The sequence below is a fragment of the cf. Phormidesmis sp. LEGE 11477 genome, assembly GCF_015207105.1.
In the GTDB taxonomy this organism is placed as follows: Bacteria; Cyanobacteriota; Cyanobacteriia; order Phormidesmidales; family Phormidesmidaceae; genus Phormidesmis.
On record NZ_JADEXO010000001.1, the window covers coordinates 90,928 to 115,461 of the forward strand.

The following is a 24,534-nucleotide window of genomic DNA, read 5'->3' on the forward strand; positions in this document are numbered from 1 at the left end:
TTTGTCTTTAATCAAGAACTTGTCAGAATCCAGCATTTCTACGAGTTGTCTCTATTCTCAAGTGTTGGTAAGTTGGTACACTTCTCGTTTTGGAGGTAGCAAGCGAGCTGAGTGACTAACGCTAGAGATAGCATCTTCAGGCAAATGGAATCCTACAGCAGTAAAACACCAACTAAAGCTTGAATTCATTCGGTCGTATTTATGATGATTCTGTGACAATTATATTACTGTCCTAAAACCACTTTTTATCGTTCTTTTCGTCATGTGGCCGGGTTAGGAACTGCTCTCCTTTTCAGCCGAAACCTTCTCTATAGTTGACTTCTTCGTAGATTTTTTGGCAGCCGCCGTTTTAGTCGATTTCTTAGTACCGGCTGTCCTAGTTTTAGTACTATCAGCTGCCGTTTTCTTATTAGCTGTTGTTCTTTTAGTAGTTGTCTTTTTTCTTGTCGTTTTTGCCTTTGCTGTTTTCTTTTTGGTTGTTTTCTTCTTAACTTCGCCGCCTTTTTCCTTCAACAGTGCGACCGCTTCGTCTACGGTCACCTCTTCTGGTTTTTTACCCTCAGGTACAGAGACATTCACCTTGCCATGCTTGATATAAGGGCCATATGGGCCGTCATAGACGTTGATGGGCTCTTCGTCAACCGGATGCTTACCAATTTCGTGGATAGGTGTTACTGCCTTTCGACCTCGGCTAGCTTTGGGCTGAGCTAACAGTTCTAAGGCGCGCTCTAGAGCGATCGTCAGCACGTTATCGTCGCCTTTGATCGAGCGATAGTCGTCTTTGCCGTCTTCTCTACCTTTGGAATGAACAACGTAGGGACCAAAGCGACCCAGGCTAGCTTTGATGTTGTTCCCTGTTGCGGGATGAACGCCTAGCAGCCGAGGCAAAGACAGTAGGCCAACCGCCATTTCCGGGGTGACATCTTCTGCCTTGACGCCTTTTGGTAAAGAGGTTCGCTTGGGTTTTTTGTTTTCCTCGGTGACATCGCCAAGCTGAACGTAGGGGCCGTAGCGACCGATGAGTAGATACATCGGCTCACCTGTTTCCGGGTGAAGATCAATTTTCTCGGGGCCTTCGGTCTTTTGCTTTAGCAGCACCTCAACTTGTTCATCGTCTAGATCAGCCGGACTCACACCGTCAGGAATCGAAGCGCGAACGGTTTCTTCTTCTTTGTCTAGCTCGACATAAGCCCCGTACTTCCCAATTCGCACCTTTGCGGCTAGGTCGTCTAGATCGACCGTACGAGCCTCGGTTGGATCGATGTTATCCTGACGCTCTTCTACTTGGTGAGCTAGGCCATCGTCCCCACCATAGAAGCCTTTCAGATACGGTAGCCACTCTGCATTACCGACAGAGATATCATCTAGCGTCTTCTCCATGTTGGCTGTGAAATGAACATCCACTAAGTCGGGAAAGTTCTCTTCCAACAGCTCAGTAACGGCAAACGCTGTGAAGGTAGGCACCAGACTATTTCCAATCAGCTCGGCGTAGCGCCTAGCAACGATGGTACTAATCACGGTGGCATAGGTACTTGGACGGCCAATCCCTTCTTTTTCTAGCGTTTTAACCAAAGAGGCTTCGGTATAGCGAGCGGGCGGCTGAGTTTCGTGGCCAATGGCTTCTAAGTCGGCGCAGTCTAGCGGATCACCTGCTTTCACGTTAGGCAAGATCACCTCTTGGTTTTCGATGGCGGCATCGGGGTTGTCAGAGCCTTCGACGTAGGCCCGGAAAAAACCGGGAAAGTCGATTCGTTTGCCAGTCGCCTTGAACACTGCATCGTCCGCTTCGATTAGCATCGTGATGTTGGTTTGGCGAGCTTCTGCCATCTGTGTGGCAACGGTACGTTTCCAAATCAGGTCGTACAGCTTCAGTTCGCGCTCTTTCAGGCGAGTCTCTTGAGGGATACGAAAAACTTCACCCGAGGGACGAATGGCTTCGTGTGCTTCTTGAGCGCCTTTACTCTTGGCCTTGAACTGCCGAGGCTTGGGGCTGAGGTAGTCTTTACCGTATTTCTTCTGAACGCAGCTACGGGCAGCGGCGATCGCCTGCTGCGACAAGCTGGTCGAATCGGTCCGCATGTAGGTAATAAATCCTTTTTCGTAGAGACCTTGAGCAGTCCGCATCGTATCGCGAGCAGAGAGTCCTAGCTTGCGGTTGGCTTCCTGCTGCAGGGTGGAGGTCGTAAACGGTGGCGCTGGCTTGCGGGTGTTGGGCCGCTCTTCTAGGTTCGAGACGGTCCAGGCACTGCTTTCTAGTCGCTGGCGCAGCGCGATCGCCTCTGCTTCATTGAGTAAAAGTACGTTGCGACCCGCCTTGACTTTACCAGTCGCTTCATCAAAATCGCTACCGGTAGCCACGCGGGTACCGCCCACAGAGGTAAGCTTGGCATCAAAAGGCGCTGCTTTCTTGCCAGACGCTAGCAGCGCTGCTTTTAGATCCCAATAGGAACCACGCCTAAAAGCCCTTCTAGCCCGCTCCCTTTCTACCAGCAGCCGAACGGAAACAGACTGCACCCGACCAGCAGATAGGCCAAAGGCAATCTTTTTCCAGAGCAGAGGCGAAACGGTATAGCCCACTAGCCGATCGAGAATACGACGAGTTTCTTGAGCGTGAACTAGCTTGTCGTCAATATCTCGGCAGTTTGATAGCGCTTCTTGAATAGCCTCTTTGGTGATTTCATGAAAGACCATACGCTTGATCGGCACTTTCGGCTTTAGCACTTGCAGCAGGTGCCAGCTGATACTTTCGCCTTCACGGTCTTCATCAGTCGCCAGAATTAGTTCGTCCACCCCTCTGAGCGCATCCTTTAGGGTCTTGACCACCTTCTTTTTATCGGTTGGTACGATGTAAAGCGGCTCAAAGTTGGCTTCGGTGTTGACCCCGATTTGAGCCCATTTCTCTTTTTTAACCTTGGCCGGAATCTCTTTGGCTGACTTGGGTAAGTCACGAACGTGGCCCATCGACGCCTCTACTTTGTACCCTTTGGGCAGGTAGTTGCGAATGGTCTTGGCTTTGGTGGGGGACTCGACTATGACAAGCGTGGACATACGACCTATGCGGTGTTGGTTGAAGGTGAACGAGAATAGCAGATAAGCACTTGGAGCGGCTAGCTAAGAGGAAGCAGCCTGGGCAGTTGGCTCAATCATTCCCAGATAGAAGCGTTTGAGGCTACATCGTGGGTTCGAGTCACCTCTCTCTATATATAGCGATAGATCAAAAAGGTTCAATCCGTCTACCCTGACTTTTGAGCTTTGCTAACTATTTGAAAAAAATTGATGAATCACAGCTATAGATTTAGCTCAATTATTGGCTCAATTAATAGATCAAGCGTCAGTAGCCGCCAATCAGTAGCAGGCGAATGGGAAAAAGAGCCTCAAACAGTTCATCTGAAGCGTAGCCTGTCTTTTTTCTTTTAACGCCGAAAGCAATCACTCGGCTATGCATGTTCTGGGGTGATGTCCGTACAAATCTTGAAAGGAAGTGGGGTAATCGGAGGATACAAGGTAAGATTTCAAGTGGAAAACATTATCTTGCCTGTTTCCTGGGCTGACCTCGATGGATTTTGCCAATATTGCCGCTCAGCTAAATGCGGGCATCATCTTGCCAGAAGGAATCGTGATCATCACGATTATGACGCTGATCGTGACCGACATCATTGGCGGGCGCGGTGTGACAAAATGGCTTCCTTACATCGCTATGGCCGGGTTGCTGGCGGCAGTGGCCGATCTTTATCTCCAATGGGGTGCCGCTGAGCCAATTGCCTTCTTAGGAAGCTTTAATGGCGACGATCTCAGCATTGTTTTTCGCGGCATTATTGCGCTGTCGACGCTCGTCACAATTCCGATGTGTATTCGCTACATCGAGCGCTCGGGAACGGCACTTGCAGAGTTCTTGGCGATCCTGCTGACGGCGACGTTGGGTGGTATGTTCCTAACAGGGGCAGATGAACTAGTGACCATGTTTGTGTCGCTAGAGACATTGAGTATTTCGTCTTATCTGCTGACGGGCTATATGAAGCGCGATCCCCGCTCGAACGAGGCGGCGCTGAAGTATTTATTGATTGGTGCGGCAAGTGCGGCTATTTTCTTATACGGGATGTCTTTGCTGTATGGGCTCTCGGGGGGTGAGACGAATCTGAGTGCGATCGCTACCCAAATTGCCGCCGCCAACACAACTGCGCCAATTGGCCTAATTATCGCTCTAGTTTTTGTCATTGCTGGCATTGCTTTCAAAGTTGCAGCGGTTCCTTTCCACCAGTGGACACCTGATGTGTACGAAGGATCGCCTACGCCTGTTGTTGCCTTCTTGTCCGTCGGTTCAAAGACTGCAGGATTTGCGCTTGCCATTCGCCTGTTGCTAACGGCCTTTCCAATGGTTGCCGAGCAGTGGCGGTTTGTATTCGCGGCCCTAGCCATTCTTAGTATGGTGCTAGGAAACGTAGTTGCCCTGGCCCAAACCAGCATGAAGCGGCTGTTGGCCTATTCTTCAATTGGTCAAGCTGGCATCGTCATGATCGGCTTCATCATCGGTACTGATGCGGGCTACTCTAGCGTCATCTTCTATCTGTTTATCTACTTATTTATGAACTTGGGCGCGTTTACCTGCGTCATTCTGTTCTCTTTGCGTACGGGCACTGACCAGATCAGCGAATACAGCGGTCTATATCAGCGCGATCCTCTGCTGACCTTGTGTCTAAGTATCTGCCTGCTCTCTTTGGGTGGAATTCCGCCGCTGTCTGGATTCTTTGGCAAAATCTACGTCTTCTGGGCGGGCTGGCAGGCGGGTGCCTATACCCTGGTACTCGTAGGTTTGATCACTAGCGTAATTTCCATCTATTACTACATCCGCGTCGTGAAGATGATGGTGGTCAAAGAGCCTCAGGAAATGTCCGACTCTGTAAAAGAGTACGAAGATAACGATTGGACATTGCCAGGAATGCGGCCACTGCAGGTGAGTTTGGTATTAGCAGTCGTAGTGACGGCTTTATCGGGTGTTTTGGCTAATCCGCTGCTGACGTTAGCAAATAGCTCTGTAGCCCGAACGCCGCTTCTGCAGCGGTCTGTGCTAGCGCGAACAGCCGAAATTGCCTCGCTACAGGCTAAGCCACCCGAGGCATTAGAAGTCTCAAAGCGCTGATATAAAACGCTGATAAAAGGCGCTGATAAGAAGCTACAGCGCCAGAGCAGTCAATTTACGCCATCAGTCCGTACTCTATGTCGTCTTGATGCATTCGCTGTTTTGCGTGGATGTTCTTGATATGCTTTTTGACCGTATCAAGGCTAATCCATAGAGCTGCTGATATTTCTTTGTAGGCGTCTCCGCGTAGGCGTAGCTGCCAGATCTCTGTCTCGCGTTCGGTCAATCCATAGAGAGCTGCTTCAGACAGGGCCTTGTTCCGAGTCGTCTGCTGCCGATCTTCTAGGACAACTAGCAGATAGGGCGTGTGGCCAAAGCTAATATTTTGCACCCGGATACGAACGGTACCGAGTTTTGGCAAGATTAGATCGGCGTCTATCCCTACACTTTGGGATGAAAGAACGTCTCTTTTTTTCAAGGCGGTTTCACAGACGTGCCAGATTTCAGGAGGCAATGTACCCTCTCTAGCCTTGCCTTCTGTATCGAGTAGATGACAAATACGCTCGGCTGGCTGGTTGATTTGCTGAATGCCGCCAGTAGGGTCAGCAACGATAAAGCCGTCCTGCAGGCTGCCGAAGGCAGCCCCTAGAATACTGACTGTATGAGTTGATCGAGGCGAACAGACAACTGAGAGAGTGGGCGCTTGAGCGCGAACAGATTTCATGACGATTTCCAGAAACATCCTACATGCATAGTTATCGGCAATAGGAGGCTCGTTTCTGCAAGGATTTACTGACCCTTTACATTCTATGGTCTTTGTCTAGCTTTTTAAGCTACCTTTCTAAGCTATGAAGAGAAGCGGTGAGCGCTATGCAAAACGCTTCTTTAGGTTCTTAAAGTTGTCTATCTCTGTTTGTCTATAGATCTATGGTTACCATGCCTACTATGCTCAATCTCACTGCTGACTGGTTCAATCGCCCATCTTCTCAAGTTGCGGTTGATCTAATTGGCTGCAGTCTGAACAGGCGAATTGGCGGCGAGACTATCACAGGTCAGATTGTAGAGACAGAGGCCTACGAAGCGGGTGACCCGGCGATGTATGCCTATCAAAATAAAACAGAGCGTAATTCTGTGATTTTTGGGCCGGCTGGTTTTGCTTATGTCTATCGCATCTACCGTCAGTACCACTGTTTCAATATTGTTACGGATAGCATTGGCTTTGCTAGCACTATTTTGATTCGCGCTGTTCATTTAGAACAAAGACCTAGCTGGATAGATCCTGAAAAAGACAAGCTAGAAAAGGTTGCGGCTGGCCCTGGGAAGCTGTGTATCGCTATGCAGCTAGATACTTCGCTAAAGGGGATTGCTATCGAGCCTAGCTCAGGGCTATGGGTTTCTGGACGTTCGGATGCGATCGCTCACCAAATCTCAGACCAGCCGCAGAGCATCACTCAAACTACCCGTATCGGCCTCTCAAAAGGCGCGGAGATTCCCTGGCGCTGGTATCTTACGAACTCACCCGCCGTCTCCAAGAAAGTGAAAAAGCGGTAGCCTCCTCACATTGAGAAAGACTACCGCTTATGACTGCATTCGTTCGTAGACTGTTCTTGAAGGCGCTGTTGGGATAGTAACGTTACGAACAGCACGACAAAACCAGCGCTTTAGAAGCGAGTACCTACGTCTTTCCATAGCGTGCCTTCACCGGGAACAACAACTTCTACATCATTGTTGGTCGCTGTTGGGGTAGCTGCATCGGTTTGAGCTAGGCTGGCTCTGACCACGGTATAACCCAAAAAGAAAGTAACTCCTGCAACTAGCAAGCCTGCGATCGCGCGATCGATACCCGTAGTCTGAGCAAAAGATCGGGTCGCGGCGCGAGTAGAAGAATGATTGAGCATAGGAGAAGAGCCCCTTGTGTGAAACTTGTCTTCTCTATAGTCTCAGCATTTTTTAGTAGCAAGATATACCATTTACATCTCTTGACTAATATCTACACACAGAGATTAAAAGATCTAACGTTGGGACTGAGAGTGCCTAGTCTTTTGGTACTTAGTTTCCTAGTACCTATTGCGTCTAGTCTTTTGTCGCTCTAGCCTGCGCTGTCCTTGTGTCGCCTAATCTCGTAGCGGTGGCTGCACAGACTCTAGAGGCATCAGCACCTGGTCGGCCAAAGACAGGGGTAGATTCATCTCGTGCGATATAACACCGTGCGCGACGCCTGCGATCATACCCAAAGCTGCTGGTAGAACCAAAGATGCGAGATAGTTCATAAATCCTCCTAGAGAAAGATGGCATCTACAGATTCTCAGTTGTGAAGAATAATTTTTGTAGCTAGCCTTACAGTTCCCTCCCTCCCTGCTAAGAAATATGCAGAAAGTCGATGACTTTAGTCCGTTTTCTGCATGAAGTTTCTTCGTAAAACAGCAGCGGCCTTCTGGTGATAGAAGGCCGCTGCTGCGAAAAGGCATAAAAACCTAGGAGGCAGTTGGTTTCTAGCTTCCTGATGTAACCGCATCTAGCTTTCGCTGGAACAGGTCAGTCAAGAACGTAATCACTCGGCGCTTGCGTAGTTTTATATTGGCGTTCAGCGACATGCCAGATCGTAGTTCTAACGGCACCCCATCGGCGACAAACTGCTGTGAATCTAGCAAGACTTCTGCTGGAAAGCGATAGAAAGGGAACACCTCGTCTGGGGGCAGCGCATCCGTGCCGATACTGGTCAACGTGCCTTCTACGTCGCCGAATTCGCTAAATGAGTAGGCGTCAATTCGAACGTCTACTTTTTGACCAACTTGGACAAAGCCAATGTCTCTATTAGGGATGAAAACCCGTGCTACGAGCGCATCTTGAGGCACAATCTCCATCATAGGCTCAGTAGAGTTGGCGACATAACCAGGGCGGTTGGCTTTCAAATTGAAGACCGTTCCAGTTACTGGCGCGGTTAAAGCCTGATATTTGATGCTTTGGGCCAACTGCGCTCTCTGGCTGGCAAGTTCAGATAGCTGGCGATCGTTCTCTAGCAGGCGCTGAGTAAGCTGACTGTCAATTTCAGCGATTCGTTGATTGTTGACCGAAATTCGATCTTGCAGCGTCTCTCGTGATTCAAAAGAAGTCCGCGAGACCTCCTGATTGGCCTGTGATATCTGAAAAGACAGCCGATCGACTTCTTCCTTGAGCGTATTTACTTGGGTTTGACTGTTGTTAACTTCCTGCTTTTGCTGTAAGTAGGAAAGTTCTGCAACTGCGCCTTCTTCATTGAGGACTTTGAACCGGCTTAAGATATCTTGATTGGTTGCTAGTTCGCTGCGAGCATTCGCTAGCTGTAGCCTGGTTTGATTGAGTTGCTCAGATAGCTGAGCAGACTGCAGCCGATTGATTTGCTGTTGGGAAGCGAGCCTAGAGGTGGCAGTCTCCATGCGGTCAAGCTGTTCAGGAGAAAGTCCGGCAGTATCACCCGTGATTTGGGCCTGATAGAGCTGATTGCTGGCTAATAGCTGAGCGCGATCACGTCCCCGTTGAACCAGATCAGCAGAGATACCAGCCGGAGCCACGGCGTCAGCCGCACCCGATAGCTGCGCCCGGTAGTAGTCGTTCTCAGCGTTCAGGCGCTCGGCAATGTCTCTATTCGATTCGAGCTGCGCCTCTGTGGCCGTTTCATCTAAAGTCGCGACCACCTGACCCCTTTCGACCAGCTCGCCTTCTGTGACCATAATCTCTTCGACCACGCCGCCGACTGGTGCCTGTACCACCTGCACAACGCCTTCTGGCTCTAGCTTGCCTTGAGCCGCTACGGTTTCTTCAACCCTGGCAATGCAGGCCCAGGTGACCGAAGCTACAGTGACGCCCATGATGGAAAGTGCGATCGCCTTTGCCCAGCGAGGGGACTGCTTCAAAATGACTGGCTGATCAAATGACTGGGGCACATAAGGCACCACAGGGGCATCGCCATCACCATTGCTGGGGCCGCCGTTCGTACTAAAGCCACCATTACCACTACCAGACGCACCGTTGCCGCCGGCCTGACCATTTCCGAGGCTGCCATTACCTGGTACTAGCTTGGGTCTATTAGAAGTACTCGTCATTTGATTTATTCTCCCTGCTGCTCATATAGGCAGTAATAGCGGCCTTTAAGAGCCATTAGTTCTTCGTGCGTACCCAGTTCTACAACTGACCCTTTGTCCATGACTAGAATACGGTCGGCCTGACGGATAGTACTGAGTCGGTGTGTGATAAAAAATACCGTGCGACCCTGCGCCCACTGCTTTAAGTTGTAGCAAACTTGAGCTTCGGTATCGTAATCTAGGGCGCTAGTGGCCTCATCTAGAATTAGCAGGCGAGGATTTTGCAGGACAGTACGGGCGATCGCAATGCGCTGCCGCTGTCCCCCTGAAAGTGAGGACCCACGCTCACCTACCCGAGAATTGTAGCCGCCGGGCAAATCCATGATGAAGTTATGGGCGTTAGCGATTTTGGCCGCCGTAATCACACTGTTGGTATCGGCTTGAGGATTAGTTAGCGCGATGTTGTCTTGAATGCTGCCTTCAAATAGCAAGCTGTCTTGTGGCACAATGCCGACCTGCTGCCGCAAAGAATACAGCTCAACCTTGCTGATGTCGTAATTGTCGATCAAGATCCGGCCCGATTCTGCGTTGTATAAACGCGGTAGCAGCTTCATCAACGTACTTTTACCCGAACCGCTTTGGCCGACGATACCGATAAATTCACCTTTGTGAAATTCTAGGTTGATATTGATCAGCTGCAGTGGCCCTGATGGAGTAAAGCGAAAAGAAAGATCCTCATACTTCACATTGCCCTGAATTTCAGGCATCGGGATCTGAGCGCGATCTTCTTCAGCCTGCTCCTGGGGATGGTCGATAATGTCGCTGAGACGCTCTAGAGACAGCGCAGTTTCCTGGAAGTTTTGCCATAGCTGTGTCAGGCGCAGTAGCGGCTGCGTCACGTAGCCAGAGATAATTCTAAAAGCAATCAGTCCACCTAGCGTCAGGTTGCCTTCTAGTACCAGAGACGCGCCAAACCACAGTACTAGTAGGCCAGAGAGCTTGTTTAGAAATCCACTAGCCGAGCCAGCCGTAGTCGAAGTCAGCACCGTTTTGAAGCCGTCGCTGACATACCTGGCGTATTTTTCCTGCCATTTCCAGCGGGTTTTAAGCTCCATGTTCTGTGCTTTTACTGTCTGCACACCCGAGAGCGCTTCTACTAGAAATGATTGCGTTTCGGCGTTGCGCTCTGCCTTGGCCCTGAGCTGCCGTCGCACGATCGGTGAGACAAAGAAAGTCAAGATCATAAACAGCGGAATCGTTGCTAGCGATACAAACGTTAGCTTGATGCTATAGATGAACATCACCAGAATATAGACAACCGAGAACAGTGCATCGAGCACTACCGTCAGGGCAGTCCCTGTCAAGAACTGACGGATATTTTCTAGCTCGTTAACGCGGCTAGAAAGCTCACCCACTGGTCGCCGATCAAAGTATCGCAGCGGCAGTCGCAGCAGGTGGTCAATAATCTCAGCCCCTAAGGCCATATCGATCCGGTTAGTGGTATCGACAAATAGGTAGGTCCGCAGACTGGTCAAAATAGCTTCAAAGACGGCTACTACCACCAGAAAAACGCCCAGCACGTGCAAAGTATCAATGCTGTTTTGCATGATTACCCGGTCAATGATCACCTGGACCATTAGCGGGTTAGCTAAGCCAAATAGCTGAACAAATAGCGAGGCGACCAGTACTAGGCTAAGCGTGCCTCTATATTTCTTTAGAGAAGGAATAAACCAAGACAGGCCAAACTTTTGCTGTGGCGTTTGCTCAGTGGTTTCGACCAGCAGCACTTCGCCTTCTGGTCCCCAGATCTCGGCAAATGCCTCGGGCGAGTGGCGAATAATTTTATTTTCTGCTGGAACGCCCAGCACATATTCAGAAGGAGAGGTTTCGTAAACAACAGCAAAGCCATCTCGCCAGTTAATCAATGCCAGTCTAGGCAGGCGATCTATAGAACTAGCCGGAACCTTAGCCAACTGCGGTTTTAGTCCGATTAGATCCGCGACTGCGCCACATGCCGTCAAAGATAGATGACCTAACCTTTCTTTTTGGTTAACTAAAACCCGCTCGACCACATCTCGCTTGAACGGCATACCAAAGTGCTGGGCGATCATGGCAAAACAGGCTAGGGCTGTCCCCACATCTTCGCGCCCGCGCATGACCGGATACTTCAGAGCTTTGGCCCGATCAGAGCCTTCTTCTACGATGTTAGAGTCATAGGTCAGCTCTGGGGCGTAGGGTGTGTTTCTACTGGTGTTATCAACAAAAGTCGGCGTAATAAGATCGGCTGAGGAACTGCTGATATCAACGCCTGTCGATAGATCGCTGATGTCCCTGGGCTCATCGCTAAGCGCTAAAGCAGCGTTAGAATCCGCACTCCTCGGCCCGCTTTGGCTGGCTAGCTGACGCATGTCAATGCCGATGAGCCGCGTGTTTCTCTCGCTGGTAATGCGTCCATCTAGCATCTCTTGAAGCAGCCAGCTACCCGCTGGGTATTGAGCGATGCTCTGTGAGCTGACAAACCATAGCTGACTGGGCGAAGCGCTGTCGATAGTGACGGGACCAGCGCGTAGGGTGCGGGCGATCGCACCAGCTTGCAGCCGATGCGCTGTTTCAGCTAGATCATCGACGCTGCGAGCCTGTACCTGAAAATACTGACTGACTAGATCAAAGACTTCGGCCAGATAGCAATAGTCAGTGACTGCCTGAGCAAATCGCTCGTTGGTGGTCAACAGCTGTCTGAGCATGCCAATCGGGATCGTAATCGCCTCTACTTCTGACGAGGCGATCGCCGTTTCACAAGGTACGCCTCTGACTAGCCCTGCGAGCCCTAGCACCGATTTTGGCTTGAGCAAATCCAGCGTCATCGGCGATCGCTTATTGGCGTCGTAGCCCAGCAGACGAGCTTGGCCGGTTAGGATCACTACGACCTGATGAGGCATAGACTCTCGGCGCAAAATTGGCTGTCCGATTCGATAACGCAATCGTTGGCTATCGACAGCGAGTGATTGTAAAACCGGCGGCGGTAGCTGATCGAAAGGAAAAACTTCCCCTAAGCTCTGGTCGAGTGAGATATCGGTATAGGTCATAGTAGGAAAAAAGCCTGGGGCGCTGCATCGAAAACTAGCTGAAGCAATCGCTATAAAACAGATATAGAGCTGTTTTATAGCTGTAGATCTAAAGCTAATCTAGGGCTATCGGCCCTGATTCAAGGCCAGGATTAGCCTTGAATCTTCATTAGATTAACAATGGATGGACATGCCGTAGGTGATTTCTCGGTGAACCCTTAACAAAGATAAGTACACGAAACTAGTACGATCGTCAGGAATGTATAGATGCTACGAAAGGATTAGCCCGCCATTGCCTGAGGCGAGAGCGTTTCGTCTGGGCCTACCGCATTAGGCGCGGCAGCGCTGAGCAACCTTTCGTCTAGAACCGCTTCGCCTGCTGCTTCATCTGGCGCATTAGGCATAATTGTATTCACAGAAACCGTCTGAATCTGCTGCTTTAGCCATGCTTGGAACTTTTCGGCTAGTAGGCGTCTACGCATAACGTCATCAAACTTTGCTGGTTCAAACTGCTCTAGTCTGGCAATGACTAACCACTCGCCGATCTGAGTTGGCGACCACAGCTGTCTGGGTTTACTGACGGTCAGCATTCGGCTCAAAATAGGATGAGGCACACTGAGCTCTACTGGGCCTACCACCCCGCCCGTTTTTGATTCTTGCCCTTCAGAATATCGACTCGCCAGCTCCGCAAAAGAAGCTCCGTCGTCATTCAAACGAAAGTAAAGCTCTTGCGCTAGGCTAGCGTCCTTAGTTCTGATCAGTGAATAAGTCACCTGGTCGAGCTGCGCCTTTCGCTCTAAAAAATACGACTCGATTTGAGTACCCCAGGTCTGCTCTTGAAAAAGCTCTAACCGCCGCTCTCTGATAGCTGCATCCAGCATTTCTTCAGGTGAATGGTTTTGCTGCTGGCACCACGCCTGACGCTGTTCTTCTGAGAAAATGCCCCGCTTGCCACAAAACACTTCCATCGCCTTTTGAGGGTCACAGGCGATATCTGCCGTCGCTTGATCGACGATAAACTCCTGCACAAACTGCGGCAGCAGACGATATTTTCGCAGCCTTGCTACTAGCTCTGCGGCGTCGAGTGTCTCTTGACCAATCTGAAGAATTGCTGACATACGGCGATTTCTTCCATAGCACACATCAAGGGATACACCAGTCGGGCGATTCCTACTTAGAAATATCTCGCCTAGCTAAACATCTCGCTTAACTAAACACCTCGCCTAACTAAGTAAGCCCAAAAGAGCACTCTTTCTAATCAAGGTATATAGTTACATACCCTACTAAATACCACACATCACCTCAAATACATCTGCATAAAAGCTTTACCATAGCTAGAAAATGCACAAGGGTTCTGTGAAGAGCGCTACCTTATATAAACCTCTATCTACTGCATATTTGCTGCAGTAGATAACTTAATTTAGATACAAAGTTGTGCCACCAAGCCGCTCTTGGAAATGAAACTTACTCTTCTACTGCTTATTAAAGGCTATCGGCAGCTAGTATCCCCTCTGTTCCCACCTATGTGTCGATTTGAGCCTACTTGCTCGCGCTATGCCCTAGAAGCGATCGATCGCTTTGGCCCACTACAGGGTAGCTGGCTAACGGCTAAGCGCTTTTGTCGCTGTCATCCGCTTCACCCTGGCGGATACGACCCTGTGCCAGAAAAAGAGTCAATACTTTAAGGGCCAACGCTGTAAAGACCATGCCGTAAAAGCCAAATTATGAAGAAAATTTACGTCCTCGATACCAATGTACTGCTGCACGATCCAAATGCAATGCTGCGGTTTGAGGACAACGAAGTGCTGCTGCCTATTACCGTGATTGAAGAGCTCGATCGGTTCAAGAAGCGACCTGAGGAAATGGGCCGTAATGCTCGTCAGACGTCGCGGATGCTGGATGCGCTTAGAAAGCAGGGCAGCATCACAGCGGGCATTACGCTCAAAAATGGCGGTCAGCTTAAAGTCGCTCTTTGTGATCGCGAAACCTTAAAGGCGCTACCAGTAGAGCTGATGACCAGCGAAGGTGGAGACAATGCCATTTTGGCAGTAGCGCTAGAGGCCAAACAGCACTGTGAGTGCCCGGTGGTGATGGTCAGCAAAGACACCAACATGCGGATCAAGGCTGACACGCTAGGACTGACGGCAGAAGACTATGAAACGGACAAAATTGATGTAGACGAACTCTACACGGGCATGGGGGAAGTGCTAGTGAGCGCCGAGCAAATGAGCGCACTCTTTCAGCCAGGGGGAACTGAGCTGGCGAGCCAGGAGAAGCTTGCAGGAAAGTTCTTTCCTAACCAAGCGCTGACGCTGATTGACGTGAATAACCCTAGCCATACGGCGCTGGCTATCATCCGCTCAGATGGGCATTTGACCTCTCTGCCCAAGCTGCCTTACAGCGGCGTTTCCCGTATCCAAGCGCGAAATAGAGAGCAGCGATTTGCGTTTTCTTTGCTGCTAGACGATAGCGTGCCACTAGTGACGCTAGTGGGTAAAGCCGGTACGGGCAAAACGCTGCTGGCGATCGCAGCGGGCCTGCAAAAGGTCACCGAAGAAAAGCGCTACACTCGCCTGCTAATCTCGCGTCCGGTGGTGCCGATGGGTAAAGATATCGGCTATTTGCCTGGAGATATGACCGAAAAGCTAACGCCTTGGATGCAGCCACTGTATGACAATTTCGATCTGATTTTTAATACTCAAGATACGACTGATAAACCGGCCCACTGGCGTCGCGGTCACGAAGATTTGTTAGAGATGGGCCTATTGCAGATCGAAGCGCTGACCTATATACGTGGGCGTACTATCCCCAAGCAATTTTTCGTCATTGATGAAGCCCAAAACCTAACGCCGCACGAGGTGAAGACGATCTTGACTAGAGCCGGGGAAGGGACCAAAATCGTGCTCACTGGAGACACCGCACAGATTGATAACCCTTATGTAGATGCGGCTAGCAACGGATTGACCTACGTGATTGAACGCTTTCGCAACGATCCGCTAGCAGGTCACGTGACGCTATATCAAGGTGAGCGATCAGACCTAGCAGCGCGGGCTGCAAACCTGCTCTAAACGGTATGATCTTTCTATAGGAGACATCATCTGTAGGAGATATCTCTAGCTAGACTTTCATCCTGAGGCAAGCTGTCATGAATGATGCGATCGTCGATCCGATCTTGCAGCGGTATAAATTGGCGATCACGCAGCTTCTAGATCAGCTAAATCACTTTGCTCAAGCAATCGATAACGCAACGCTGACCAAAACTGTTCAAAACCTACAGGAAAATATCAACCAGCCTTTTCTGTTTGTAGTCATTGGTGAGGTCAAAGCCGGCAAAAGCAGTTTTATTAACGCTCTCCTAGGCAGCGGTGAAATCTGTGAGGTTGGCGCTGACCCGCGTACCAATATGGTCGCCAAGATTGTCTACACTCCAGGCGAAGGCTACAGCCGTGAAATCAAGCCCGGCGAACTGCGAGAGATCGGTCGCCCGGTGCCTATCTTAAAGCAGATTGCTATTGTCGATACGCCAGGAACCAATAGCCCCTTTCAAAAGCACGAAGATATCACCAAAGAATTTATTCCTAACAGCGATCTGGTGATCTTTGTCTTCTTCTCGAAAAACCCCTACACCAACACCGCTTGGTCTTTAGTCGATTTTGCTCACAAAGAATGGAGAAAGCCAGTCATCTTTGTACTACAGCAAGCCGATCTAGCCGACGACAGAGAATTGCAGGCTTCAGAGCAATACATTAGCCAAGAGGCACAGCAGCGGCAGATTGCCAATCCAAGCGTGTTTGCAACCTCAGCAAAGCTAGCTGTCGATAGACTAGAGCGCGATCAGCTAGCAAGTAACCGCTCAGAAAATGAAGACGCTGGATTTACGCTGATTCAAGATTTCATTCGCAGCACTATTACAGGCGGACAGGGCTATCGGCTCAAGCTGACCTCAAACATCGGTGCGGCAGAGCAGATTGTAAATCGGCTAGGGGATGATATGCAGCTAATCAAACAGCAGCTGTATCAAGACGAGGCAGTAGTCGCTAAAATACGCGATCGCCTTGGTCAAGGCCAAAGCCAGTCCCACTATGAAATCGATGCTTTAGTTGAACGGTTGATGGTTCAATATGAGCGCACTATCTATCAGATCAAACAAGAATTTCGAGACGGCCTTTCTATCTTCACGCTAGCCAAACGCTCTGTGCTCTCGATTTTTAATCGTAAGCAGCGTATAGAAACTTGGATGAACGATCTGAAAACGCGCGCCCAGAAAGAGCTAGAAGAGACTTTAGATGAGACCTCAAAAGAGGGCGCTAAGCGGTTCATCGACAGCATTCAATCGATGATCAAACAGCTGCTAGCAGAGGTCACCACACTAGAGAACGATGCGCTCAGAAAAACAGAAATTACCTTGCCGATGCTGGAATATCGCTACGAGGTGATTGAAAGCGTCAAGAACAAGATTTCTACTTTGCTCAATGACGAAACGTTTATGAACTGCCTGAGCGATACAGTCGATGGCGTAGGCCCCGGAGTTGCAGGCGGTGGGCTTTTAGCGGTTATTGGCGGAACCATCGCAGCGGTAACAGAAGTGGTGATTTTAGATATTATTGGCAGCGTGTTTTTAGGTGTGGGTGTGCTGTTAGCAGGCGGTGTACTGGTCGCAAAAAGGCGTAGGTTGATTCAGAAGCTAGATACTGAGCTAGAGAGAAACAAAGCCAGATTCGAGGCGACCGTATCAGAACAGCTAAACGCCCGGCTAAGCGGCATTTACGATGAAATCGGCGCTAGCTTTGTCGATCTCTATGACTACGTAGATAAAGAGAGAGAAAGTCTGACGCCTTTAATTCATCAGTTTGAGCAGATTCAGCGTCAGACGAAAGCGCTTGCAGCCGATATTCGCCAGCTATGACCCTCTAGCTGTCATCATCTTGAGTAACTATATTGTTCGTCTAGCTAAGGAAGCAGATCTCGTTCATATTCCTGTAATTGAAGCGAGAGCGGCTAGGCAGTTTGAACCTTACGCCACCGAGCTGGAGATCTCGGTGGATCTGCTCTCGGGTCTAACGCCAATGACTTTTTTGAAACGGGCGCAGGCAGAAAAGCGAATTTGGGTCGCGGCAATAGAAGCGCAACCAGTAGGATTTATCGTCGCTAAGTTTTTGTTAGAAAGCTGTTTTATCGTAGAGCTAGATGTGCTACCAGACTATGGTCGCCGAGGGATTGGCTCGGCCCTGATTGAGGCTTGCTGTGAAGGGGCTAGGTTGCGTAACCACACACAAATTACGCTGACTACCTTCCGCTATGTCCCTTGGAACATTCCTTTTTATCGGCAGTGTGGCTTTGAGATTCTTCCCCCAGAGCGCTGTTCCCGTGAGCTAAAAGCCATCGTAGAGCATGAAGCTCGCTATGGTTTTGTCCAAAAGCACCGGGTCGTGATGCGGCGGCTATTATCGAAGCGAGCCGAGCGGCGTGAGTGATGTGAATCAGGGCATGAACCAGAATGTGAATAAAACAGAGCGGCTAAGCATGATCGATAGCAGGGCGATTAAACAGCAGGCGATCGCCCTGGGGTTTCACAAAGTTGGTATCGCCGCTATTCCGGCGGCCATGTCCGACCCTGAAGAAACGGTTAAGCGCTCGCTGCAGAGCTGGCTATCGCAGGGCTATCAGGCAGATATGGCCTGGATGAGCAACCCCAAACGGCAAAACATTCGCGCACTCATGCCAGAGGCGAATGCAATGATCTGCGTTGCCCTCAACTATTACACAGACCATCAAAGGCCCACGGGCTCGCAATATGCCAAGATCTCTCGCTACGGCTGGGGTCGAGACTACCACCGAGTGCTGACTAAAAAGCTGAAGCAGCTTGCTGCCTGGTTGCGATCACAAAGTAGTGGAGACAGTGAGATTCTCGCTCGTCCCTATGCCGATACCGGCCCCGTCCAAGACAAATTTTGGGCGCAGCAGGCAGGCATCGGCTGGAACGCCAAGAATGGTAATGTGATTAGCCGCGAATACGGCTCCTGGATATTCTTAGGCGAGATTGTCACTAACCTAGTTCTGACGCCCGATCCTGTGCATACCGCTCACTGTGGCAACTGCACCCGCTGTATCACGGCCTGCCCTACCGCCGCGATTCGTTCGCCCGGCGTGGTGGATGCCAATCGCTGCATTGCCTATCACACGATTGAAAACCGAGCTGAGCAGCTACCGGATGCGATCGCCTCAAATCTACAGAACTGGGTTGCAGGCTGTGATATCTGCCAAGACGTTTGCCCATGGAATCAGCGATTTGCCAAAGTCACAGATGTAGCCGAATTTGAGCCCTACCCTGACAACGTCGATCCAACCTTAGCCGAGCTAGCTAGCATTACAGAAGAGGAATGGCAGCAGCGCTTTCCAGCCTCGGCCCTCAGGCGGATAAAGCCTCGTATGCTCAGACGAAATGCCAGCGCCGCCCTAGAACACAGCAGAGATCACATACACTAGTTGAGCTGATTACAGAGATGACAAGACGCGGTGACTGAAGACAAAAGTACGGCCCAGCAGATCGCAGCGACCGAGACTAAGGCAACTAAGACCGAGCCCAAAGGCTGGCGGCGGCTAGTCTCTGAGAATGTCCGTCTTGTGGCGATCGCACTGGTCATTGCGATTACCGTTCGCCTGTTCATCGCCGAACCTCGCTTTATTCCATCGCCTTCGATGGTGCCAACGCTATCAGTCGGCGATCGTCTCCTCGTCGAAAAAGTCTCCTACCGTCTTCATCAACCCCATAGAGGAGACATCGTTGTTTTTGAGCCACCACCACAGCTACAGGAGTATGGCTATACCGCTAGTCAAGCGTTTATTAAACGAGTGATTGGCTTACCGGGACAGACCGTACAGGTCACTCAGGGCCGCGTTTACGTCGATGGTCAGCCACTAGACGAAGACTACATTTTAGAAATGCCTGAATACGAAATGCCTCCGGTAGAAGTTCCGGCCAGCCGCCTCTTTGTCATGGGCGATAACCGCAACGACAGCAACGATTCTCACGTTTGGGGCTTCTTACCCGTGCAGAATGTAATTGGCCGCGCCGCGCTGCGGTTTTGGCCGTTGGATAAAGTTGGAACCGTAAGTATCAGCTAGGCTCAGACTTCAGAGGCATAGAAGAATTCAATTGTTTAGAACTTGAGATAGTGCAATAGTTCAACGGTCACTTCTGAGGTGAGCCGCAGCCGGTCTTGTAGATCGGCTAGATCTTTATAAGGCCCAGACTGCCGGTAGTGAACAATCGCCCGACCTAAAAATGTGTCGATAGCAGGAACCGCCGTCAGCTCTATCGCAGTTGCCGTGTTGACGTTTACTTTTTGAGGCTCTAGCGCCTCCGCCGCATCGTAGTAGCAGAATTGCAAGATCACCTGCCAGGGTCGAATCTGTTGAACGGGTAAACCCAAGGCGGCGGCGATGTCTTCGATGCAGGTGAAAGAAACTTTTTGACTGACTTTTTGACTAGTAAGATTGGTGAGCGATCGCGCCTGATGAATTGACAGCCCCGGCAGTCGCAGCCAGTCATCGACCGACGCCGTATTGGCATCAATCCGCATTCCCCAGCTAGCCGCCAACCGCACCTCTTCAAAGGATTGAAAGCGATAGTAGGGCTCTTGGCGAAGCCGCCGCTGCAGTGGATGGCTTTTGCGAAGGAATCTATCAAGCAAGATCAAAGAGGTAAGGGTTCAAACCTACCTAGTAAGAGATTGAGACTGTTCAAAAATCAGGTCGCTAATCAATTTTCCCCAAAAGTTTGCGGCGCTTCTGTTCAAACTCGTATTCCGTAATCAGTCCATCTTGGCGTAGCTGGTCAAGTTCTCTAATAGCAATGGCTACCTGCTGTGTTCGCTGGGCTTGAATATTCCCAAGCTTAGAACTATCAGAGCTAGATGTAAGGGGCGGCTCTACCTGCCTGTCATCAGCCAACAGGGTTTCTGCCTTAGGAAAACGAACTTTGGGAAAACGAGACTCAAAGCCCTGGTCGCTCTGACTCAGGTACCAAATGCCTTCTATGCAACAGGCCACTGCCGGAACACCCGTCGGCATTAGGATCAAGTACACAACGCCCCAGAGATACTGTCCTAGGTAAAACTTGTGTAGCCAGGTCAGCGGTAGCGGCGTGGGTAGGCTACCGGCAAACGCTAGTGCGATCGCAATCTTTCGACGTTGCATAGAGCCTTCAAGCAGAGTGTACAGCCGGAGCCTAGGATCGAACCCCTACTAAATACATTTACGGGTAGTGACTGGGCATTCTAGGTTTGGGGGGAACAGGCGATCGCATCGCCACTTTTTTCATGCCAGCAGCCGAACTCTTCACAGAACTTACGAATCTAGTCGATGTCGATCCCTTTGCGCTGATAGGCATTTCAGTCAGTGCAGACGAAAAACGCATTGCTAAACGCTACCGCAGCATTGCCAAACAGCTCCATCCAGATATACTAGCTAATCTGCCGAACCAGCAAGGTCTGACATCCGCACTCGCCGCTCAGGTGATAGCGCGTATTGTAAACCCGTCTTACCAAAAGCTCAAACACGAAAAAAGCCGTAAAGAAACCCTTACCATGTTGCGGCTACGAGTCCGTAGGCTCAGCCGCAGTGACAAACTTATTCCCACCTTCGAGCATGCTCAAAAACTAGCCGCTATAGAAGATAGCGGTATCGATGTCTACTACGAACAGGCGGTCAGCCAGCTCGCTCAGACCCAATTTGCGACGCTCGATCGGCTACACGCGCACTCTCTCGAACTCGGCCAGCTCAACTTAATATATCTGAGCCGTAAGATGACAGCGCCCGCCATCCGCAAAAAACGCTCTGGCCTGATCTCTAGCCCCATTATCCCTACCGCTGGCAATACTGTTGGTAGCACTGATCCTATATCAGCTAGTTCCCAGAGCGAAAGTCGAGGGGAAAACAGCTCAGCTTCTATACCAGCACCGCCAGCACCGCCAGTAAACTATGTGGCTAGGCATACAGAAAGAGCCAAAACGTATCTTAAGCAGCGTAACTATGAGTACGCTGTCCAAGAACTGCGCGAAGCTCTCAAGCTCTCTCCCCAAAGTCCAGAAATTCACTCTATGCTTGCCCAAACCTATTACAAGCAGTCACTCATTGGCATGGCTAAAGCCCATTTCAAGCAAGCGTACCGCCTCAATCCAAACCACTCAGTCGTCAAGAAGTATATTGAACTTTTGGGTCTGAGTGCTGAATTAGAAAAGGAAACCGCCCAAAGGAAACCGCCATCAGCAGTCAGTAAGATAGCGACTGATTCTGATGAAGATACTACTTCTACGACCTCTAAAACAGCCTGGCTAGGTAAACTGCTGCGACGATAGCTCGGCAGTGGTGATAACTCACCTTGGCGCAGACTATGTAAACGCTTACGCTATAGCTATAGAACTTAAGCTTTTAGTTTGACGCGGCAGTCGTCACGGAGTGTTGATAATCATGGGAATGTTTGATTCAGACCTAGTGCAGCAGGAAGCCAACCAGCTCTTTCAGGACTACCAGTCACTAATGCAGCTCGGCGGTAACTATGGCAAGTTTGATCAAAAAGGTAAAAAGATCTTCATTGATCAAATGGAATCGGTCATGGAGCGCTATCGCATTTTTATGAAGCGATTTGAACTCTCAGAAGATTTTATGGCCAAGATGACAATGGAGCAGCTAAAGACCCAGCTCGGTCAGTTTGGTACCACCCCGCAGCAGATGTTCGACCAAATGCATCAGACCTTAGAGAGAATGAAAGCAGAAATTAAAGAGTGACTTTCTTGAAGACGCTCTTTTGGAACCACTACGTAAAAGGCTCCGTTCTCGCAACTAGTCCGTTTTGGCAAGTAGGACAACTAGCAAGTAGGACAACTAGATAGCAAGGACGGGCTCGATTTTAAGGGCGGATAAATTCGTTAGGCTTACGGAACTGCTCAACGGGTTCATCTCGCAGCGCCTCTACCATGAAATCACGCCACACTGGCGCTGCGTAGCCACCCCCAGTTGCCCCACTGCCTAGCGGTCGATTGTCATCGTTCCCGACCCACACTGCTGTCGCCAACTGAGGCACGTAGCCGACGAACCAAACGTCTCGTTGCGAGTCTGTGGTTCCAGTTTTCCCGGCTGCTGGCCGTCCGATTTTCGCATTTGTGGCTGTGCCCTGTGAAATCACGCCCTGTAGAACATTTGTTAGCGCTGCGCTGGCCCAAGGGTCTAGCAGCAATTGAGGCTTTGGCGTATTGTCTAGAATCATATTGCCTCTGCTATCGGTCACCTGCACGATTAGCGTCGGGTCAGAATGCCAGCCATAGTTTGCAAACGTTGCATAGGCTCCTGCTAACTCTAAGGGAGTCAAATCTACCGCACCTAGCGGTAAAGAAATGACCGGGTCCATCGGGCTCTCGATTCCTAAGGTTCTAGCAATCTCCACGATTCGATTGATACCTACCGTCTGACCGAGCTTGATGGCAGGTACGTTTCGAGAGGTTTCGAGAGCCTTTCTAAGCGGAATATCGCCCATGAAAGAACCGTCATAGTTTCGAGGTGTATAGGTCTTGTAGCCGTCAGGGTAGCTAACGGGCGAGTCGCTGATCATGCTATCAGGCGTATACTTGCCTGAAGCGAAGGCGGCGTAGTAGACAAAAGGCTTGAAGGCCGATCCCGGCTGACGGGTGGATTGGACAGCGCGGTTGAACTGACTAGAGCCGTGGTCGACGCCCCCGACGAGGGCTTTGACAAAGTGGGTACGAGGATCGACGGCCACTAGCGCCATCTCATCGGCGTAGGCACCGCTACCAAAGTAGCGATAGTAGCTATCGGCAACCGTATCTTCAGCGAGCTGCTGTAGGTCTAGATCAATGGTCGTCTGAATACGCATGCCGCCTTTGGCCACGGCTTCTTCACCAAACTGGTCAGTCAGCTCTTTCATGACAGCTTCAGTGACGTAAGGTGCCTGGCTAGAGCGAAAAGACGTGATCTCACCGAGAGTGAGCGGCTGCTTTTTAGCTGCTTCTACTTCCTCGGCGGAGGCCCACTGGAGCTGCTCCATTCTGTTGAGAACCAGAGCCTGACGCTTTTTGGCTTCTTCGTAGTCAAGAAAAGGACTGAAGCTCTCGGGGGCCTGAATCAGACCTGCCATCATTGCCGATTCAGCTAGGGTGAGGTCCTTGGCAGATTTATTAAAATAGCTTTGGGCAGCGGTTTCAGCGCCGTAGGTATTGTGACCCCAGTACACTTGATTGAGATAGAGTTCAAAGATTTCGTCTTTTTCAAAGATCTGCTCGATCCGCATCGCTAGGACGACTTCGACTAGCTTGCGGCTGATAGTGCGCTCTGGCGTCAAGAACAGGTTTTTGACAAGCTGCATGGTGACGGTGGAGCCGCCCTGTACGGTTGAACCCGCTTGAAAATTGGCGAAGAAGGCTCTGGCGATGCCCGTGGGATTGATCCCCTGGTGGGTGTAGAAGGCGCTGTCTTCCATGGCTAGAACAGCTCGCTTCATATCTGGCGAGATATCATCGAGGTCAATAACTTCGCGGTTGGCTTCGCCGTGAACGTTATCTAGCAAAGCGCCGTTGATATCGTAGACGTAGCTGGTTTCTGAAGGAATATAGTTCCGCAGGACGCGCACATCGGGTAGGTTGCGAAAGCTGATAGCTAAGCCAACTAGTCCGCCTGCGACGACTGAGCTACCGAGCATCGCTACTGTTAGCAGGGTCGCTGCGCTGATTTGGCTAACGTCCTGAATATAGCTGAGAACTTTGGGCGATCGCACCAAAGGTGACCGACGGGAACGCGATCGCACTTTTCGGAAACTATTTGAAGACACAGGTAAACAATACTTCCTTAGTAGAGTTGAAGGGGTGAGAGGTAGATCCTTGCTTGGCTGCGCGTCGGCATTTCGGCATTCGTTACAGCTGAGTAGTTGGTGTCAATATAGAGGATATTTTGCAAATGTCTAGTGGTTTAGGGCGATATTGTCAAATAATTTTCAAAATACAGTTTTCAAAATACATCTAGCCGTATTAAGCCGCAGTAAATAGATGACATCTCACTAATGGCATCACTAGTGCTAGTGGCCTAAGACTAATAGCACCTACTAACGGGATCTCAAGCGTAGCGCAGCAAATAGAAGCATGACGAATTAGATGGATTCAAGACAAGTTTGATCTAGGCAAGACTGTCTACAGACCTGTTGATACCCATAGTTGATACCAACCCTTTGATGCTGACCAGCAGTAGAGTCTACTTAGCGACGGTGCTGGTACGCTTGATGCCAGCACATCTAACACCAATAAGCGGTAGCCAGCAGCATCCT

General features: G+C 50.3%; 20 protein-coding genes. 10 read left to right on the forward strand and 10 right to left on the reverse strand.

Annotation, left to right across the window (positions count from 1 at the left end):
* Window positions 1–273: 273 nt before the first annotated feature.
* Window positions 274–3,048, reverse strand: a complete 2,775-nt coding sequence (gene topA / locus IQ256_RS00345) for a type I DNA topoisomerase (protein WP_193853153.1) — start codon at window positions 3,046–3,048, stop codon at window positions 274–276.
* A 508-nt stretch (window positions 3,049–3,556) separates the two neighbouring features.
* On the opposite strand from topA, the gene IQ256_RS00350 reads away from it, so the two are divergent.
* Complete coding sequence (locus tag IQ256_RS00350) at window positions 3,557–5,137, forward strand: NAD(P)H-quinone oxidoreductase subunit N (protein WP_193853154.1); 1,581 nt, start codon at window positions 3,557–3,559, stop codon at window positions 5,135–5,137.
* Between the two features lie 55 nt (window positions 5,138–5,192).
* Here the strand turns inward: IQ256_RS00350 and IQ256_RS00355 are convergent, their stop codons facing one another.
* The gene (locus IQ256_RS00355; RefSeq protein ID WP_193853155.1) at window positions 5,193–5,801 is read right to left on the reverse strand and encodes a helix-turn-helix transcriptional regulator; all 609 of its coding nucleotides are present in this window, start codon (window positions 5,799–5,801) and stop codon (window positions 5,193–5,195) included.
* A gap of 203 nt (window positions 5,802–6,004) precedes the next feature.
* Here IQ256_RS00355 and IQ256_RS00360 point away from each other — a divergent pair, with 203 nt between their 5' ends.
* A complete protein-coding gene (locus IQ256_RS00360; protein ID WP_193853156.1) occupies window positions 6,005–6,628 on the forward strand; it encodes a DNA-3-methyladenine glycosylase in 624 nt (207 codons plus the stop codon).
* 110 nt (window positions 6,629–6,738) lie between these two features.
* Here IQ256_RS00360 and IQ256_RS00365 read toward each other — a convergent pair whose 3' ends face one another.
* The 5 genes from IQ256_RS00365 to IQ256_RS00385 form a co-directional block, all read right to left on the reverse strand.
* Window positions 6,739–6,975, reverse strand: coding sequence for a hypothetical protein (locus IQ256_RS00365; protein ID WP_193853157.1), 237 nt, complete (start codon window positions 6,973–6,975; stop codon window positions 6,739–6,741).
* Between the two features lie 216 nt (window positions 6,976–7,191).
* Window positions 7,192–7,347 carry a hypothetical protein gene (locus IQ256_RS00370; RefSeq protein WP_193853159.1) on the reverse strand — a complete coding sequence of 52 codons (156 nt, stop codon included), beginning with the start codon at window positions 7,345–7,347 and terminating at the stop codon, window positions 7,192–7,194.
* A gap of 222 nt (window positions 7,348–7,569) precedes the next feature.
* Entirely contained in the window at window positions 7,570–9,159 is a 1,590-nt protein-coding gene (locus IQ256_RS00375) for an HlyD family type I secretion periplasmic adaptor subunit (protein WP_193853161.1), read from the reverse strand.
* Window positions 9,160–9,164: 5 nt separating this feature from the next.
* Window positions 9,165–12,224 carry a type I secretion system permease/ATPase gene (locus tag IQ256_RS00380; protein ID WP_193853162.1) on the reverse strand — a complete coding sequence of 1,020 codons (3,060 nt, stop codon included), beginning with the start codon at window positions 12,222–12,224 and terminating at the stop codon, window positions 9,165–9,167.
* A 260-nt stretch (window positions 12,225–12,484) separates the two neighbouring features.
* Window positions 12,485–13,321: a peptidylprolyl isomerase gene (locus tag IQ256_RS00385; RefSeq protein ID WP_228024430.1), complete on the reverse strand. Its 837-nt coding sequence runs from the start codon at window positions 13,319–13,321 to the stop codon at window positions 12,485–12,487.
* A gap of 339 nt (window positions 13,322–13,660) precedes the next feature.
* On the opposite strand from IQ256_RS00385, the gene yidD reads away from it, so the two are divergent.
* The 6 genes from yidD to lepB all read left to right on the forward strand — a co-directional run bounded on the left by yidD (window position 13,661) and on the right by lepB (window position 19,328).
* Window positions 13,661–13,888, forward strand: coding sequence for a membrane protein insertion efficiency factor YidD (gene yidD / locus IQ256_RS00390; protein ID WP_193853164.1), 228 nt, complete (start codon window positions 13,661–13,663; stop codon window positions 13,886–13,888).
* Window positions 13,889–13,927: 39 nt separating this feature from the next.
* Window positions 13,928–15,271 carry a PhoH family protein gene (locus IQ256_RS00395; RefSeq protein ID WP_193853166.1) on the forward strand — a complete coding sequence of 448 codons (1,344 nt, stop codon included), beginning with the start codon at window positions 13,928–13,930 and terminating at the stop codon, window positions 15,269–15,271.
* A gap of 77 nt (window positions 15,272–15,348) precedes the next feature.
* On the forward strand, window positions 15,349–17,109 hold the full coding sequence (locus IQ256_RS00400) for a dynamin family protein (protein ID WP_193853168.1): 1,761 nt from the start codon (window positions 15,349–15,351) through the stop codon (window positions 17,107–17,109).
* A gap of 19 nt (window positions 17,110–17,128) precedes the next feature.
* The gene (locus IQ256_RS00405) at window positions 17,129–17,677 is read left to right on the forward strand and encodes a GNAT family N-acetyltransferase (RefSeq protein ID WP_193853170.1); all 549 of its coding nucleotides are present in this window, start codon (window positions 17,129–17,131) and stop codon (window positions 17,675–17,677) included.
* Window positions 17,670–18,689, forward strand: a complete 1,020-nt coding sequence (gene queG / locus IQ256_RS00410) for a tRNA epoxyqueuosine(34) reductase QueG (RefSeq protein ID WP_370623316.1) — start codon at window positions 17,670–17,672, stop codon at window positions 18,687–18,689. Before IQ256_RS00405 ends, queG begins: the two co-directional genes overlap by 8 nt.
* 30 nt (window positions 18,690–18,719) lie before the next feature.
* Entirely contained in the window at window positions 18,720–19,328 is a 609-nt protein-coding gene (gene lepB, locus IQ256_RS00415) for a signal peptidase I (RefSeq protein ID WP_193853172.1), read from the forward strand.
* 35 nt (window positions 19,329–19,363) lie between these two features.
* Here lepB and IQ256_RS00420 read toward each other — a convergent pair whose 3' ends face one another.
* Together IQ256_RS00420 and IQ256_RS00425 are read right to left on the reverse strand one after the other, a co-directional pair.
* On the reverse strand, window positions 19,364–19,897 hold the full coding sequence (locus IQ256_RS00420) for a ComEA family DNA-binding protein (RefSeq protein ID WP_228024431.1): 534 nt from the start codon (window positions 19,895–19,897) through the stop codon (window positions 19,364–19,366).
* Window positions 19,898–19,961: 64 nt separating this feature from the next.
* Entirely contained in the window at window positions 19,962–20,402 is a 441-nt protein-coding gene (locus tag IQ256_RS00425; RefSeq protein ID WP_193853173.1) for an SHOCT domain-containing protein, read from the reverse strand.
* 86 nt (window positions 20,403–20,488) lie between these two features.
* Here IQ256_RS00425 and IQ256_RS00430 point away from each other — a divergent pair, with 86 nt between their 5' ends.
* Window positions 20,489–21,562: a tetratricopeptide repeat protein gene (locus tag IQ256_RS00430; RefSeq protein WP_193853175.1), complete on the forward strand. Its 1,074-nt coding sequence runs from the start codon at window positions 20,489–20,491 to the stop codon at window positions 21,560–21,562.
* Window positions 21,563–21,674: 112 nt separating this feature from the next.
* A complete protein-coding gene (locus IQ256_RS00435) occupies window positions 21,675–21,992 on the forward strand; it encodes a DUF1825 family protein (RefSeq protein WP_193853176.1) in 318 nt (105 codons plus the stop codon).
* A 121-nt stretch (window positions 21,993–22,113) separates the two neighbouring features.
* Here IQ256_RS00435 and IQ256_RS00440 read toward each other — a convergent pair whose 3' ends face one another.
* On the reverse strand, window positions 22,114–24,045 hold the full coding sequence (locus IQ256_RS00440) for a transglycosylase domain-containing protein (protein ID WP_370623317.1): 1,932 nt from the start codon (window positions 24,043–24,045) through the stop codon (window positions 22,114–22,116).
* Between the last annotated feature and the right edge of the window lie 489 nt (window positions 24,046–24,534).

Coding starts and splice junctions, on each gene's coding strand:
- topA (WP_193853153.1), bottom strand. CDS start 3,048: ATGTCCACGCTTGTCATAGTCGAGTCCCCCACCAAAGCCAAGACCATT.
- IQ256_RS00350 (WP_193853154.1), top strand. CDS start 3,557: ATGGATTTTGCCAATATTGCCGCTCAGCTAAATGCGGGCATCATCTTG.
- IQ256_RS00355 (WP_193853155.1), bottom strand. CDS start 5,801: ATGAAATCTGTTCGCGCTCAAGCGCCCACTCTCTCAGTTGTCTGTTCG.
- IQ256_RS00360 (WP_193853156.1), top strand. CDS start 6,005: ATGGTTACCATGCCTACTATGCTCAATCTCACTGCTGACTGGTTCAAT.
- IQ256_RS00365 (WP_193853157.1), bottom strand. CDS start 6,975: ATGCTCAATCATTCTTCTACTCGCGCCGCGACCCGATCTTTTGCTCAG.
- IQ256_RS00370 (WP_193853159.1), bottom strand. CDS start 7,347: ATGAACTATCTCGCATCTTTGGTTCTACCAGCAGCTTTGGGTATGATC.
- IQ256_RS00375 (WP_193853161.1), bottom strand. CDS start 9,159: ATGACGAGTACTTCTAATAGACCCAAGCTAGTACCAGGTAATGGCAGC.
- IQ256_RS00380 (WP_193853162.1), bottom strand. CDS start 12,224: ATGACCTATACCGATATCTCACTCGACCAGAGCTTAGGGGAAGTTTTT.
- IQ256_RS00385 (WP_228024430.1), bottom strand. CDS start 13,321: ATGTCAGCAATTCTTCAGATTGGTCAAGAGACACTCGACGCCGCAGAG.
- yidD (WP_193853164.1), top strand. CDS start 13,661: ATGAAACTTACTCTTCTACTGCTTATTAAAGGCTATCGGCAGCTAGTA.
- IQ256_RS00395 (WP_193853166.1), top strand. CDS start 13,928: ATGAAGAAAATTTACGTCCTCGATACCAATGTACTGCTGCACGATCCA.
- IQ256_RS00400 (WP_193853168.1), top strand. CDS start 15,349: ATGAATGATGCGATCGTCGATCCGATCTTGCAGCGGTATAAATTGGCG.
- IQ256_RS00425 (WP_193853173.1), bottom strand. CDS start 20,402: ATGCAACGTCGAAAGATTGCGATCGCACTAGCGTTTGCCGGTAGCCTA.
- IQ256_RS00435 (WP_193853176.1), top strand. CDS start 21,675: ATGGGAATGTTTGATTCAGACCTAGTGCAGCAGGAAGCCAACCAGCTC.